The 15209-nt window shown below is 51.9% G+C and carries 12 protein-coding genes; 10 read left to right on the plus strand and 2 right to left on the minus strand.

What is annotated here, in order from left to right; genetic code table 11:
* Window positions 1-109: 109 nt before the first annotated feature.
* The 3 genes from rssA to galU all read left to right on the plus strand — a co-directional run bounded on the left by rssA (window position 110) and on the right by galU (window position 3221).
* Window positions 110-1012, plus strand: coding sequence for a patatin-like phospholipase RssA (rssA, locus tag DBY73_RS13605; protein ID WP_112011639.1), 903 nt, complete (start codon window positions 110-112; stop codon window positions 1010-1012).
* Window positions 1013-1102: 90 nt separating this feature from the next.
* A complete protein-coding gene (rssB, locus tag DBY73_RS13610; protein WP_112011640.1) occupies window positions 1103-2116 on the plus strand; it encodes a two-component system response regulator RssB in 1014 nt (337 codons plus the stop codon).
* A 199-nt stretch (window positions 2117-2315) separates the two neighbouring features.
* The gene (gene galU / locus DBY73_RS13615; protein ID WP_112011641.1) at window positions 2316-3221 is read left to right on the plus strand and encodes a UTP--glucose-1-phosphate uridylyltransferase GalU; all 906 of its coding nucleotides are present in this window, start codon (window positions 2316-2318) and stop codon (window positions 3219-3221) included.
* Between the two features lie 188 nt (window positions 3222-3409).
* Here the strand turns inward: galU and hns are convergent, their stop codons facing one another.
* Window positions 3410-3823: a histone-like nucleoid-structuring protein H-NS gene (gene hns / locus DBY73_RS13620; RefSeq protein ID WP_112011642.1), complete on the minus strand. Its 414-nt coding sequence runs from the start codon at window positions 3821-3823 to the stop codon at window positions 3410-3412.
* Window positions 3824-4369: 546 nt separating this feature from the next.
* On the opposite strand from hns, the gene tdk reads away from it, so the two are divergent.
* On the plus strand, window positions 4370-4984 hold the full coding sequence (gene tdk / locus DBY73_RS13625; protein WP_112011643.1) for a thymidine kinase: 615 nt from the start codon (window positions 4370-4372) through the stop codon (window positions 4982-4984).
* Window positions 4985-5050: 66 nt separating this feature from the next.
* Here the strand turns inward: tdk and adhE are convergent, their stop codons facing one another.
* On the minus strand, window positions 5051-7729 hold the full coding sequence (gene adhE / locus DBY73_RS13630) for a bifunctional acetaldehyde-CoA/alcohol dehydrogenase (protein ID WP_112011644.1): 2679 nt from the start codon (window positions 7727-7729) through the stop codon (window positions 5051-5053).
* Between the two features lie 480 nt (window positions 7730-8209).
* Here adhE and DBY73_RS13635 point away from each other — a divergent pair, with 480 nt between their 5' ends.
* The 6 genes from DBY73_RS13635 (at window position 8210) to oppF (ending at window position 15206) form a co-directional block, all read left to right on the plus strand.
* On the plus strand, window positions 8210-8857 hold the full coding sequence (locus DBY73_RS13635; protein ID WP_112011645.1) for a YchE family NAAT transporter: 648 nt from the start codon (window positions 8210-8212) through the stop codon (window positions 8855-8857).
* Window positions 8858-9622: 765 nt separating this feature from the next.
* Window positions 9623-11254 carry an oligopeptide ABC transporter substrate-binding protein OppA gene (gene oppA, locus DBY73_RS13645; RefSeq protein WP_112011647.1) on the plus strand — a complete coding sequence of 544 codons (1632 nt, stop codon included), beginning with the start codon at window positions 9623-9625 and terminating at the stop codon, window positions 11252-11254.
* 84 nt (window positions 11255-11338) lie between these two features.
* Window positions 11339-12259 (plus strand): oligopeptide ABC transporter permease OppB, encoded by a 921-nt coding sequence (oppB, locus tag DBY73_RS13650; protein WP_112011648.1) that lies wholly within the window; start codon window positions 11339-11341, stop codon window positions 12257-12259.
* 12 nt (window positions 12260-12271) lie between these two features.
* Window positions 12272-13180: an oligopeptide ABC transporter permease OppC gene (gene oppC / locus DBY73_RS13655; protein ID WP_112011649.1), complete on the plus strand. Its 909-nt coding sequence runs from the start codon at window positions 12272-12274 to the stop codon at window positions 13178-13180.
* An 11-nt stretch (window positions 13181-13191) separates the two neighbouring features.
* Window positions 13192-14205, plus strand: coding sequence for an ABC transporter ATP-binding protein (locus DBY73_RS13660; protein WP_112011650.1), 1014 nt, complete (start codon window positions 13192-13194; stop codon window positions 14203-14205).
* Window positions 14202-15206 (plus strand): murein tripeptide/oligopeptide ABC transporter ATP-binding protein OppF, encoded by a 1005-nt coding sequence (gene oppF / locus DBY73_RS13665; protein ID WP_112011651.1) that lies wholly within the window; start codon window positions 14202-14204, stop codon window positions 15204-15206. Before DBY73_RS13660 ends, oppF begins: the two co-directional genes overlap by 4 nt.
* Window positions 15207-15209: the final 3 nt, after the last annotated feature.

Raw genomic sequence — 15209 nt, forward strand, 5'->3', positions numbered from 1 at the left:
TCTTCCTGGAACAAAAAATAAGGGCGTTAAACGCATAGGGTAGCAACATGTTAACTGAGCACGTGCGTTGATGCTATGTCAGGAATCCAGGGGAAGTAAAACAGGTCTGATGAGAAAGGTTAAAATTGGTCTTGCGCTGGGCTCAGGTGCGGCCCGGGGCTGGTCACACATTGGCGTGATTAATGCCCTGAACAAGATGGGCGTGGACGTTGATATTGTAGCGGGATGTTCGATTGGTTCGCTGGTCGGTTCTGCATATGCCTGCGGTAAACTCCCGGAGCTGGAAAAGTGGGTTCGCTCGTTTAGCTATTGGGACGTGCTGCGCCTGATGGACCTCTCCTGGCAGCGCGGCGGCTTGCTGCGCGGCGAACGCGTCTTTAATCAATTCCGTCAGGTTATGCCCCTCGATGATTTCAGCCACTGCCAAATGCCGTTCGGTGCCGTGGCGACGAACCTCAGCACCGGCAGAGAGCTGTGGCTGACCGAAGGGGATATCCATTTGGCCGTTCGCGCCTCCTGCAGCATACCCGGACTGATGGCGCCCGTGCCTCACAATGGCTACTGGCTGGTCGATGGCGGGGTGGTTAATCCCGTACCTATTTCTCTGACGCGCGCGATGGGCGCGGATATCGTCATTGCCGTCGACCTGCAGCACGATGCTCATCTGATGCAGCAGGACCTTTTGCCGGTCAATCTGCATAGCGAAGACGTTGAAGCGGAAAAACGTGCCTGGCACGAACGTCTGAGAGGGCGCATAGGCCGCTTTACCGCACGTCGCGCCGTTGCGGCGCCGACCGCAATGGAAATCATGACCACCTCCATTCAGGTTCTTGAGAATCGCCTGAAGCGAAACCGTATGGCAGGGGACCCACCGGATATTTTGATACAGCCGTACTGCCCTCAAATTTCGACGCTTGATTTCCACCGCGCTGAGGCCGCCATCGCAGCGGGCTCGTTAGCCGTAGAGAAGAAAATGGATGAGTTGCTGCCGTTTATCCGGTCAACTCACTGAGCATTTTTTTTTGTTTTTTTCAGCAAAATCGGACAGGCGATAGTACCGATAGCGTGCCACTATTTACTAACTGTCTGCCTGGGAGGAATCATGACGCAGCCATTGGCCGGAAAACACATTTTGATAGTTGAAGACGAGCCCGTTTTCCGATCGCTGCTGGATTCGTGGTTAACCTCACTGGGAGCAGACACATCGCTGGCAACAGACGGTATTGATGCGCTGGAGAAAATGGCCAGCGTTACCCATGACCTCATGATTTGCGACCTCGCTATGCCGCGCATGAACGGTTTGATGCTGGTTGAACGCCTTCGTGCCGACGGTAATCAAATGCCCATTCTGGTCATTTCTGCCACGGAGGAGATGGCTGATATTGCAAAAGCGCTGCGCCTCGGCGTGCAGGATATTCTGCTCAAGCCCGTTAAGGATTTAAACCGGCTGCGTGAAACGGTGCTGGCGTGTTTGTATCCCAATATGTTTAATTCTCGCGTCGAAGAAGAAGAGCGATTATTCCAGGACTGGGATGCCCTGGTAAGCAACCCTCATGCCGCAGCGAAATTATTGCAGGAGCTGCAGCCGCCGGTACAACAATCGATATCACACTGCAGAGTAAATTATCGACAGCTTGTGGCAGCAGATCAGCCGGGGCTGGTGTTGGATATTGCGCCGCTTTCCGATAACGATCTCGCTTTTTATTGTCTGGACGTGACGCGGGCAGGGGATAATGGTGTTTTAGCTGCGTTATTACTTCGCGCGCTTTTTAATGGATTGCTTCAGGAACAGTTATCTCACCAGGGGCAACGACTGCCGGAACTCGGCAGCTTACTTAAACAGGTCAATCAGCTTTTCCGACAGGCCAATTTGCCCGGCCAGTTTCCGCTATTGGTAGGCTATTATCACAGTGAATTAAATAATCTCATCCTGGTTTCTGCGGGTTTAAACGCCACCCTGAATACCGGGGAGCACCATATTCAGGTGAGCAGCGGCGTGCCGCTGGGAACGTTAGGAACAGCCTATCTTAATCAAATTAGCCATCGTTGCTCATCCTGGCAGTGTCAGGTTTGGGGAGCGGGAGGGCGGTTACGCTTAATGTTGTCCACGGAATAAGCAGTTGGATTTTATTCAGCAGAATGCTTTACCCGTGATTTGATGGCAGTGCTACTATCACTGCCAGAATCATACGTATTTATCCTAATTGATCGGCAACGCGTTCTTTTCAGACCCTGACTAGCGGGTGTGGCTGATATACTCAACGCGTTATTAATTGCATAAAAGTTCAAAACTTGAACAGTTCAGGAGAATTTCAATGGCTGCCCTAAATTCGAAAGTCAGAAAGGCCGTTATCCCGGTGGCGGGATTGGGGACCAGGATGTTACCCGCGACGAAGGCAATCCCTAAAGAGATGCTGCCTTTGGTTGATAAGCCATTAATCCAGTATGTCGTGAATGAATGTATCGCGGCGGGCATTACTGAAATTGTGCTGGTCACCCATTCATCTAAAAACTCGATCGAAAACCATTTTGATACCAGTTTTGAACTTGAAGCGATGCTGGAAAAGCGTGTCAAACGCCAGCTGTTAGCCGAAGTACAGTCTATTTGCCCTCCGCATGTGACTATTATGCAGGTGCGCCAGGGCCTGGCTAAAGGCCTGGGCCACGCCGTGCTCTGCGCACATCCAGTTGTTGGCGATGAGCCTGTCGCGGTTATCCTTCCTGACGTTATTCTTGATGAATATGAGTCCGATCTCTCCCAGGATAACCTGGCAGAGATGATCGCGCGTTTTGACGAAACCGGAAACAGCCAGATCATGGTTGAGCCTGTTGAGGATGTGACCGCATACGGCGTCGTTGACTGCAAAGGTGCTCCTCTTGAGCCTGGCGAAAGCGTGCCGATGGTCGGTGTTGTTGAGAAACCAAAAGCTGACGTTGCGCCATCTAACCTGGCGGTCGTGGGGCGTTATGTCCTGAGCGCGGAAATCTGGGCGCTGCTGGCGAAAACGCCTCCTGGTGCAGGTGACGAGATCCAGCTGACTGATGCAATCGATATGCTGATCGAGAAAGAAACCGTTGAAGCCTACCATATGAAAGGCAAAAGCCACGACTGTGGTAATAAGCTGGGGTATATGCAGGCGTTCGTCGAATATGGCATTCGTCATAATAGCCTGGGTGAAGAATTTAAGACCTGGCTTAAAGACAGCGTGATGGCTAAGTAATATTCTTATTCGCGCTAACCAGACCGATGTGGCCGTGCCCGTCGGTCTTTTTTATGCCTGCAGCCTAATGAATTTGTCCTCGGGTGTGGTCGATACGGCTATATGGCGACCCATTCGGGCGTGACGGCGGCAAATTATGGATACAAAAAATCCCGCTAAAAGCGGGATTTTAAAAAGCGTTATTCGGATTAATCCTTGATCAGGAAATCATCCAGCTGTTTACCCTGCTCATCCATTGCTTTCTTGATAACAGCAGGAGTACGGCCCTGGCCGGTCCAGGTTTTAGTTTCGCCGTTTTCGTCAACATAGCTATATTTAGCCGGGCGAGCAGCACGTTTTGCTTTGGTGCCGGTTTTTGCTGCAGCCATGCTGTTCAGCAATTCGTTTGGATCGATACCATCAGCAATCAGCATTTCGCGATATTGCTGCAATTTACGAGTACGTTCCTCAACTTCAGCAGCGGCAGCGCTTTCTTCTTCGCGGCGCTCATTAACGACAACTTCTAATTTTTCCAGCATTTCTTCAAGCGTTTCAAGGGTACATTCTCTTGCCTGCGCACGAAGAGTACGGATGTTGTTCAGAATTTTAAGTGCTTCGCTCATTGTAGTAATCTCAAACTTATAATGGGGGTGGTTTGTTGTCCTAATAATAGAGCGATAAATTCAGTTGTGCAATAGGCGGGAATGTAAGGAATTCAAAAAATACAAAATAAAATTCCCCATTATTAATTACGCTAACTTAAATTTTGGCGTTTATCGGGGCCCGGAGATATGCATACAACGGCTAAGGCAAGGCGCTACCTGTTTGTTTTGTGACGTTTCACGCAGGAATTATAGTTGCAGCGGACAAATATCAGCCTTTTGTATTACTCCGGTAAAGCGTGGTGGTGTCCCGGTGAGTTAATAAATAGTGAATTTTAATGAACAATGATTCCAGTATAAAAAGAAGTGTTATCCCTGATTTCACGCTTTGCTTATAGACCCCCATTAAAACGTTAATGCCTGTTTTCACGGATTATTTTCTACCTGCTCTGATGGCAGATTTGGTATGGAGAGAGTCTGCCGCGCGCAGCACGTCACTTAAAAACCTACAAAACATGGTACAATGACTCATCGGGATTATTACACTTTGATTAGGGTTTTATGCCAATGGCACAACTTTATTTCTACTATTCAGCAATGAATGCAGGGAAATCCACGGCGTTACTGCAGTCTTCCTACAATTATCAGGAAAGAGGCATGCGTACCGTTGTCTACACCGCCGAAATTGACGATCGCTATGGTGCAGGCAAGGTGAGCTCGAGAATCGGCCTCTCGTCCCCTGCAAGGCTGTTTAATCCCACCACCGACCTTCTGCAGGATATCCGGACTGAGAACGCCTCTAAGGCCATTAACTGCGTGCTGGTGGATGAAAGCCAGTTCCTGACGCGCGAGCAAGTTCACGCGCTTTCTGAAGTGGTAGACGAGCTGGATATTCCCGTTCTCTGCTATGGTTTGCGCACCGATTTCAGGGGCGAGTTATTTCCAGGCAGCCAATATCTCCTGGCCTGGTCAGATAAGCTGGTTGAACTTAAGACAATATGCTTTTGCGGTCGTAAAGCGAGTATGGTGCTTCGTCTGGATCAGGCAGGCAAACCCTATGCTGATGGCGAACAGGTGGTGATAGGGGGCAATGAGCGCTATGTCTCGGTCTGTCGCAAACATTATAAGGAAGCGCTAGCGGTAGGCTCGCTGACGGCGCTGCAGAATGAGAACCAGAAATAATTCCACATGGTTATTTTCAGGTAATAAAAAACCCGCCATCGGCGGGTTTTATTATTTGGCTACCAATTAAGCGTTTTTCTTGGCTTTCTTGTCAGCTTTAACAACAGGTGCTTCAACTTTCGCTGCGACAGTATCGCTTTCTTTGAACTCACGTCCGTAGTAGGTATCCAGCAGAATCTGTTTCAGCTCGGCGATCAGCGGGTAGCGCGGGTTGGCACCGGTACACTGGTCATCGAACGCATCTTCAGACAGTTTGTCTACGTGAGCGAGGAAGTCAGCTTCCTGAACGCCAGCTTCACGGATAGACTTAGGAATACCCAGCTCCGCTTTCAGGCTTTCCAGCCATGCCAGCAGTTTCTCGATCTTAGCAGCAGTGCGGTCGCCCGGTGCGCTCAGACCCAGGTGATCGGCGATTTCAGCATAACGACGACGCGCTTGAGGGCGGTCATACTGGCTGAAGGCAGTCTGCTTGGTTGGGTTGTCGTTAGCGTTATAGCGGATAACGTTGCTGATCAGCAGGGCGTTCGCCAGACCGTGAGGAATGTGGAACTGAGAGCCCAGCTTGTGCGCCATTGAGTGGCAAACACCCAGGAAGGCGTTCGCAAACGCGATACCGGCGATGGTTGCCGCACTGTGTACACGCTCACGTGCTACAGGATTTTTAGCCCCTTCGTTGTAAGACGCTGGCAGGTTTTCTTTCAGCAGTTTCAGTGCCTGAAGGGCCTGACCGTCAGAGAACTCAGATGCCAGAACGGAAACGTAAGCTTCCAGTGCGTGAGTTACGGCATCCAGACCACCGAAGGCACACAGTGACTTAGGCATTTCCATGACCAGGTTGGCATCGACGATAGCCATATCTGGCGTCAATGCGTAGTCAGCCAGTGGGTATTTCTGACCTGTTGCATCGTCAGTTACAACCGCAAACGGCGTCACTTCTGAACCCGTACCGGAAGTGGTAGTAACGGCGATCATTTTCGCTTTTACGCCCATTTTCGGGAACTTGTAGATACGCTTGCGGATGTCCATAAAGCGCAGAGCCAGTTCTTCAAAGTGGGTTTCTGGATGTTCGTACATAACCCACATGATTTTCGCGGCGTCCATTGGGGAACCACCGCCCAGAGCGATAATCACATCTGGTTTGAAGGAGTTGGCCAGCTCCGCACCTTTGCGCACTACGCTCAGGGTTGGGTCAGCTTCAACTTCGAAGAATACTTCAGTCTCAACGCCAGCAGCTTTCAACACAGAGGTGATCTGGTCTGCATAGCCGTTGTTAAACAGGAAACGGTCAGTCACGATGAGCGCACGCTTGTGGCCATCAGTAATCACTTCATCCAGCGCGATTGGCAGGGAGCCGCGGCGGAAGTAGATAGATTTCGGAAGTTTGTGCCACAACATGTTTTCAGCTCGCTTAGCAACGGTTTTCTTGTTGATCAGGTGTTTTGGACCAACGTTTTCAGAGATGGAGTTACCACCCCAGGAACCACAACCCAGAGTCAGGGAAGGTGCGAGTTTGAAGTTATACAGGTCACCGATACCACCCTGAGAAGCAGGGGTGTTAATCAGGATACGTGCTGTTTTCATCATCTGACCGAAGTGAGCAACGCGTTCTGGCTGGTTGTCCTGGTCAGTGTAGAGACATGAGGTGTGGCCGATACCGCCCATCGCAACCAGTTTCTCTGCTTTTTCTACCGCGTCTTCGAAATCTTTTGCACGGTACATTGCCAGAGTAGGGGACAGTTTTTCGTGTGCGAACGGCTCGCTTTCGTCAACAACCTTCACTTCACCAATCAGAATCTTGGTGGTAGCCGGTACGGTGAAGCCAGCAAGTTCAGCGATTTTGTACGCTGGCTGACCCACGATAGCGGCATTCAGCGCGCCATTTTTCAGGATGATGTCCTGAACGGCTTTCAGTTCTTTACCCTGCAGCAGGTAGCCGCCGTGGCTCGCGAAGCGTTCGCGAACGGCATCGTAAACGGAATCAACAACAACCACAGACTGTTCAGACGCACAGATAACGCCGTTGTCGAAGGTTTTGGACATCAGAACGGATGCAACAGCACGTTTGATATCGGCGGTTTCGTCGATAACAACAGGCGTATTACCCGCGCCCACGCCGATGGCTGGCTTACCGGAGCTGTATGCAGCTTTAACCATGCCTGGACCACCGGTCGCGAGGATCAGGTTAATGTCTGGGTGATGCATCAGCGCATTAGACAACTCAACGGAAGGTTGGTCGATCCAGCCAATCAGGTCTTTCGGCGCACCGGCGGCAATGGCGGCCTGCAGAACGATATCGGCCGCTTTGTTGGTTGCGTCTTTTGCACGTGGATGCGGAGAGAAGATGATTGCGTTGCGGGTCTTCAGGCTAATAAGCGATTTGAAGATAGCAGTAGAGGTTGGGTTGGTGGTTGGAACGATACCGCAAATGATGCCGATGGGTTCTGCGATGGTGATAGTGCCGAAGGTATCATCCTCAGACAGTACGCCGCAGGTCTTCTCATCTTTATAGGCGTTGTAGATATACTCTGAAGCAAAGTGGTTTTTAATCACTTTATCTTCAACGATACCCATGCCAGATTCGGCAACGGCCATTTTAGCGAGAGGGATTCGAGCATCTGCAGCAGCCAGAGCGGCCGCGCGGAAGATTTTATCAACCTGTTCTTGGGTGAAATTGGCATATTCACGCTGGGCTTTTTTCACGCGCTCAACGAGTGCGTTCAGTTCAGCGATATTAGTAACAGCCATAATGCTCTCCTGATAATGTTTAAACTCTTTTAGTAAACCAGCGCTCAATACGAAAGACAGTATAGTAAGAGCGGGTGCTACTTGCGTAACCCACATTAAAACAAAGGGTTACTTGCTGCTCCTGATCACTAATTTACTAAAAGAGCCTTACCTTAGCATCATACCTTTTTGATAGGTGATCTCCCTGGCGGCGTAACCAAGATTACTCACTTCTGAGTACCGAAATCATGATCTGCATCAATTTATACCCAAGCTGATACCTTTCAGCAGGGTTATTTCTTTGAGATTTTTCCAGTGTTAAATAATTACGAAACTATTGGAAGTAACGCTATCATTGATTATACAAATGTTTAACATGATGAATTGACACCGTTTTGGTGTAGATATCAGGTGAAGTGTTCGAATAAAAAGCGTATCTTCAGCACGGTTTTACCATGACGGCTTTCTGGACCCTGAACATGCGCATTTGCGGAGCAAAATGTGATTCAAACGCTCTTTGATTTTCCTACATATTTTAAGTTTTTTATCGGTTTGTTTGCGCTGGTAAACCCGGTGGGGATCATTCCCGTCTTTATCAGTATGACCAGCTACCAAACAGCCGCGGCGCGAAATAAAACCAACCTGACGGCAAACCTGTCGGTGGCCATTATTCTGCTTACCTCTCTGTACCTTGGTGATGCGATACTCCAGGTGTTCGGGATCTCGATTGATTCCTTTCGTATTGCGGGCGGAATTCTGGTCGTGACCATCGCGATGTCGATGATCAGCGGCAAGCTGGGCGAAGACAAACAAAACAAACAGGAAAAATCAGAAACCGCGATCCGCGAAAGCATCGGCGTGGTGCCGCTGGCTCTGCCGCTGATGGCAGGCCCTGGCGCAATCAGCTCCACCATCGTGTGGGGGACGCGTTATCACAACTGGGTTCACCTCATCGGTTTCTCCGTGGCGATTGCGCTTTTTGCGCTTTGCTGTTGGGGGGTATTCCGTATGGCTCCCTGGCTCGTTCGCCTGCTGGGGCAGACGGGTATTAACGTGATAACCCGTATCATGGGGTTGTTGCTGATGGCGCTGGGGATCGAATTTATTGTGACCGGGATCAAAAGTATTTTCCCTGGCCTCCTGCATTAACAATTTCATTTGAAAGAGCGGAGCCTGTGGCTCCGTTTTTTTTACGTGATTATCAGTAAATCATATAAATAAAGTTGAATAGCGCACCCGTTATAATAAATTCTGCTAATAATGAATTTCCATTAAATTTCATCCGCTTATTTGACTGACCCACTTCGCCCTGCGCATAAACCATTCAATCACACTGTTATTTTACTCACACCATACTCTGGGGCTTGCTGCGCGATACCCGAAATGATATTAGTAAATTCAAGATTCCCTTAGATGAATGTGCTAAATAATAATCAATTGTTAAACTTTTGTACAAAATCGGTTGATGGTAGCGCAGCGACGCGCGCTTAGAGGGCTTTATCTCTATCTAACTGAATAGCTAGGTTTTTTTAAGGTATTGAATGTTCGGCATGGCTGCCCCCACGCAAAACCTCGCTCTGTAAAAGAGAATTGCTTAACAAATTTGCAAAATCTATTGGCGGGAGCCTGCGCCATTTGGTACTTTCCGGCCTTATATTTTGCGACATTAAACAAGTAGATGAGAATAGTTATCATAGAAATATTTCTCATCTCTCAACATCGCGCTTCGACAGGGGGCGCGTAACGAATCGACGCAAGACCCCGTACGAGCGGTCAGTAATAAAAAAGTCGGTGATAGCAAGCAGTAAAAAGAACCTGGCGGCAGCAAAAAAATCTCCTGCGCTGCACAGGCCCCGACAGGGGAATACACAGCTGGCGAAGGCCGGTAATTATAATGAGTGGAGTATCAACACAATGACCATCATCACAAAAAAAAGCCTGGTAGCGGCGGGTATTTTAAGTGCGCTAATCGCGGGCAACGTTGCAATGGCTGCAGACGTCCCGGCAGGGGTTCAGCTGGCAGAGAAGCAAACGCTGGTGCGTAATAACGGGGCAGAAGTGCAATCTCTTGATCCGCACAAAATTGAAGGCGTGCCGGAATCTAACGTTAACCGCGATCTGTTCGAAGGTCTGCTGGTGACTGACGTAGACGGCCACCCGGCGCCGGGCGTTGCGGAAAAGTGGGAAAATAAAGATTTTAAAGTCTGGACTTTCCATCTGCGTAAAGATGCGAAATGGTCCGACGGAACGCCTGTTACCGCAGAAGATTTTGTTTATAGCTGGCAGCGCCTGGCGAATCCAAATACCGCCTCTCCGTATGCGAGCTACCTGCAGTATGGTCATATCGCCAATATCGATGACATCATCACCGGTAAAAAACCCGTTACCGATCTGGGCGTTAAAGCAATTGATGCGAATACTTTTGAAGTGACGTTGAGCGAGCCTGTTCCGTACTTCTATAAGCTGCTGGTTCACCCATCCGTTTCTCCGGTTCCAAAATCCGCCGTTGAGAAATTCGGTGAGAAGTGGACGCAGCCGGCCAATATCGTGACCAACGGCGCTTACAAGCTGAAGGACTGGGTGGTCAACGAGCGCATGGTGCTGGAGCGTAACCCGCAGTACTGGGATAACGCGAAAACCGTCATTAACCAGGTGACCTATCTGCCAATCTCTTCCGAAGTGACGGACGTTAACCGCTACCGTAGCGGTGAAATCGACATGACCTATAACAACATGCCGATTGAACTGTTCCAGAAGCTGAAAAAAGAGATCCCGAAAGAAGTGCACGTAGACCCATACCTGTGCACCTACTACTACGAAATCAACAACCAGAAGGCACCGTTCACCGACGTGCGCGTGCGTACCGCGCTGAAGCTGGCTCTGGACCGCGATATTATCGTTAATAAGGTGAAAAACCAGGGCGATCTGCCGGCATACAGCTACACCCCGCCTTATACCGACGGCATGAAGCTGGATAAACCAGAGTGGTTCGGCTGGACGCAGGAAAAACGCAACGAAGAGGCGAAAAAACTGCTGGCCGAAGCCGGTTATACTTCTGACAAGCCGCTGACCTTCAGCCTGCTGTACAACACCTCCGATCTGCATAAAAAACTGGCGATTGCCGTGGCGTCAATCTGGAAGAAAAACCTGGGCGTCAACGTTAAGCTGGAGAATCAGGAGTGGAAAACCTTCCTCGACACGCGTCACCAGGGCACCTTCGACGTTGCGCGTGCGGGCTGGTGTGCGGACTATAACGAACCGACATCCTTCCTGAACACCATGCTGAGCGACAGTTCTAACAACACGGCGCACTATAAGAGCCCGGCGTTTGACAAGCTGATCGCCGATACGCTGAAAACGACAGACGATGCGCAGCGCGCCGATCTGTACGCGAAGTCTGAAGCACAGCTCGATAAGGATTCTGCGATCGTTCCGGTTTACTACTACGTCAACGCCCGTCTGGTGAAGCCGTGGGTCGGTGGATATACCGGTAAAGACCCGATGGATAATATCTCTGTTAAAAACTTGTATATTATCAAGCATTAATGGCAATGAGTGGGGCGGGTAACCTCGCCCCACGGTGTCTAACCATCGTCACATAATATAGGCACACGCCAGAAGGTACGGGCAATGTTAAAATTTATCTTTCGTCGCTGTCTTGAAGCGATTCCAACACTCTTTATTCTCATCACTATTTCCTTCTTTATGATGCGCCTGGCGCCGGGAAGTCCATTCACCGGTGAACGCACTCTGCCACCAGAAGTCATGGCAAACATCGAAGCGAAATATCATTTAAACGATCCCATCACCACCCAGTACTTCAACTATCTGAAGCAGCTGGCCCACGGTGATTTTGGTCCGTCATTTAAATACAAAGACTATTCCGTGAACGATCTGGTGGCGTCGAGCTTCCCGGTATCGGCCAAATTAGGCGCGGCAGCGTTTATTCTCGCCGTGGTTCTCGGGGTCACTGCGGGCGTTATCGCTGCGCTGAATCAAAATACCAAATGGGATTACGCGGTGATGGGGGTGGCAATGACCGGGGTCGTCATACCCAGCTTTGTTGTTGCGCCGCTGCTGGTCATGATATTTGCTATCACGCTGAAGTGGCTGCCCGGGGGCGGCTGGAACGGCGGGGCGCTGAAATTTATGATCCTGCCTATGGTGGCGCTGTCCCTGGCGTATATTGCGAGCATCGCGCGAATTACCCGCGGCTCGATGATTGAGGTTTTACACTCGAACTTCATCCGCACCGCGCGCGCTAAAGGTCTGCCGATGCGCCGAATTATTTTCCGCCACGCTCTTAAGCCCGCGCTGCTGCCGGTGTTGTCCTATATGGGGCCAGCCTTCGTCGGTATCATCACCGGCTCAATGGTGATTGAAACCATTTATGGTCTGCCGGGCATTGGTCAGCTGTTTGTGAACGGGGCGCTGAACCGCGACTATTCGCTGGTGCTGAGCCTGACGATCCTCGTGGGTGCGCTGACCATTCTCTTCAACGCCGTTGTCGATGTGCTGTATGCCGTTATCGACCCGAAAATCCGTTACTAACTGGGGCACGCCATGATGTTGAGTAAGAAAAACAGCGAGGCGCTGGAAAACTTCAGTGAAAAACTGGAAGTGGAAGGCCGTAGCCTCTGGCAGGATGCGCGTCGGCGCTTCATGCATAACCGCGCGGCCGTCGCCAGCCTGATCGTGCTGGTCATTATCGCGCTGTTTGTAACGCTGGCGCCAATGCTGTCGCAGTTCAGCTATTTTGATACCGACTGGGGCATGATGTCGAGCGCCCCGGATATGGAGTCCGGACACTATTTTGGTACCGACTCATCCGGCCGCGACCTGCTGGTCCGCGTGGCGATTGGTGGGCGCATTTCGCTGATGGTGGGTATCGCCGCTGCGCTGGTGGCGGTAGTGCTGGGCACGCTCTACGGTTCGCTCTCCGGCTACCTGGGCGGCAAGGTGGATTCCGTAATGATGCGCATACTGGAGATCTTAAACTCCTTCCCGTTCATGTTCTTCGTCATCCTGCTTGTGACCTTCTTCGGGCAAAACATTCTGCTGATCTTCGTCGCTATCGGGATGGTGTCGTGGCTTGATATGGCACGTATCGTGCGTGGTCAGACGCTGAGCCTTAAGCGCAAAGAATTTATCGAAGCCGCGCAGGTTGGCGGTGTTTCTACGGGGAATATCGTGGTGCGCCACATCGTGCCGAACGTGCTCGGCGTGGTGGTGGTTTATGCCTCGCTGCTGGTGCCTAGCATGATCCTGTTTGAATCCTTCCTGAGCTTCCTGGGGCTGGGCACGCAGGAGCCGCTCAGCAGCTGGGGCGCATTGCTGAGCGACGGCGCAAACTCGATGGAAGTCTCGCCGTGGCTGCTGCTGTATCCCGCGGGCTTCCTGGTCGTGACCCTGTTTTGTTTCAACTTTATCGGCGATGGCCTGCGTGATGCCCTCGACCCGAAAGACCGCTAAGGAGCGCCGTCATGACGATTATAGAAACGGCACCAGCGCCACGGGCGCAGCAGCAGAACAACGTTTTGCTGGATGTTAAAGACCTCCGCGTCACCTTCGCCACGCCAGACGGCGACGTCACGGCGGTTAACGATCTCAACTTCAACCTGCGCGCGGGTGAAACGCTGGGGATCGTAGGGGAGTCAGGCTCCGGAAAATCGCAAACGGCCTTTGCGCTCATGGGGCTGCTGGCGCAAAACGGGCGCATCGGCGGTTCGGCCACCTTCAACGGTAGGGAGATCCTTAACCTGCCGGAGCATGAGCTGAACAAGCTTCGCGCCGAGCAAATCTCGATGATTTTCCAGGACCCGATGACGTCCCTGAACCCCTACATGCGCGTCGGCGAGCAGCTGATGGAAGTGCTGATGCTCCACAAAGGGATGGGCAAAGCCGAGGCCTTCGAAGAGTCAGTCAGAATGCTGGATGCGGTGAAAATGCCCGAAGCGCGCAAGCGCATGCGTATGTTTCCGCACGAGTTTTCCGGGGGCATGCGCCAGCGCGTAATGATTGCGATGGCGCTTCTGTGCCGGCCAAAGCTGCTGATTGCGGACGAACCTACTACCGCGCTGGACGTGACCGTTCAGGCGCAGATCATGACCCTGCTTAACGAGCTTAAGCACGAGTTCAACACCGCCATTATCATGATCACCCATGACCTGGGCGTTGTCGCCGGGATCTGTGACAAAGTGCTGGTGATGTACGCAGGGCGCACCATGGAGTACGGCAACGCGCGCGATGTGTTCTACCAGCCCGCGCACCCGTATTCAATTGGCCTGCTGAATGCCGTCCCACGCCTTGATGCCGAAGGGGACTCGCTGCTGACCATTCCGGGCAATCCGCCAAACCTGCTGCGTCTGCCGAAAGGCTGTCCGTTCCAGCCGCGCTGCCCGCACGCGATGGAAATTTGCAACAGCGCACCGCCGCTGGAGCCATTTGCACCAGGCCGCCTGCGCGCCTGCTTTAAGCCGCAGGAGGAGCTGGTATGAACGCGGTTGATGAAAAAAGAAACGTACTGCTCGAAATTGCCGATCTCAAAGTGCATTTTGATATTAAAGACGGCAAACAGTGGTTCTGGCAGCCATCGAAAACCCTGAAGGCGGTCGATGGCGTGACGCTGCGCCTGTACGAAGGGGAAACGCTGGGCGTAGTGGGCGAATCGGGCTGCGGTAAATCAACGTTTGCGCGCGCGATAATCGGCCTGGTGAAAGCCACCGACGGCCGCGTGGCGTGGCTGGGTAAAGATCTGCTGGGCATGAAGCCGGACGAGTGGCGCGCCGTGCGCAGCGACATCCAGATGATTTTCCAGGATCCTCTGGCGTCGCTTAACCCGCGCATGACTATCGGCGAGATCATCGCCGAGCCGCTGCGGACCTACCATCCGAAGATGTCCCGCCAGGAAGTGCGCGACCGCGTGAAAGCGATGATGATGAAGGTCGGGCTACTGCCTAACCTGATCAACCGCTACCCGCACGAGTTCTCCGGCGGCCAGTGCCAGCGTATCGGCATTGCCCGCGCGCTGATCCTGGAGCCTAAGCTGATTATCTGCGATGAGCCGGTTTCCGCGCTTGACGTGTCGATTCAGGCGCAGGTGGTCAACCTGCTGCAAAAGCTCCAGCGTGAAATGGGGCTGTCGTTAATATTTATTGCCCACGATCTGGCCGTGGTTAAGCACATTTCGGACCGCGTTCTGGTGATGTATCTGGGACATGCGGTGGAGCTGGGCACCTACGACGAGGTGTACCACAATCCGCTGCACCCCTACACGAAGGCGCTGATGTCTGCGGTGCCCATTCCGGACCCGGACCTGGAGAAGAATAAAACGATCCAGCTTCTGGAAGGGGAATTGCCGTCACCCATCAACCCACCTTCGGGATGCGTATTCCGCACGCGCTGCCCGATGGCCGGGCCGGAATGCGCGCAAACGCGACCGGTACTGGAGGGCAGTTTCCGACATGCGGTTTCCTGCCTTAAAGTAGACCCGTTATAATCG

This window comes from Enterobacter sp. RIT418 (assembly GCF_003057745.1).
Lineage (GTDB): Bacteria > Pseudomonadota > Gammaproteobacteria > Enterobacterales > Enterobacteriaceae > Enterobacter.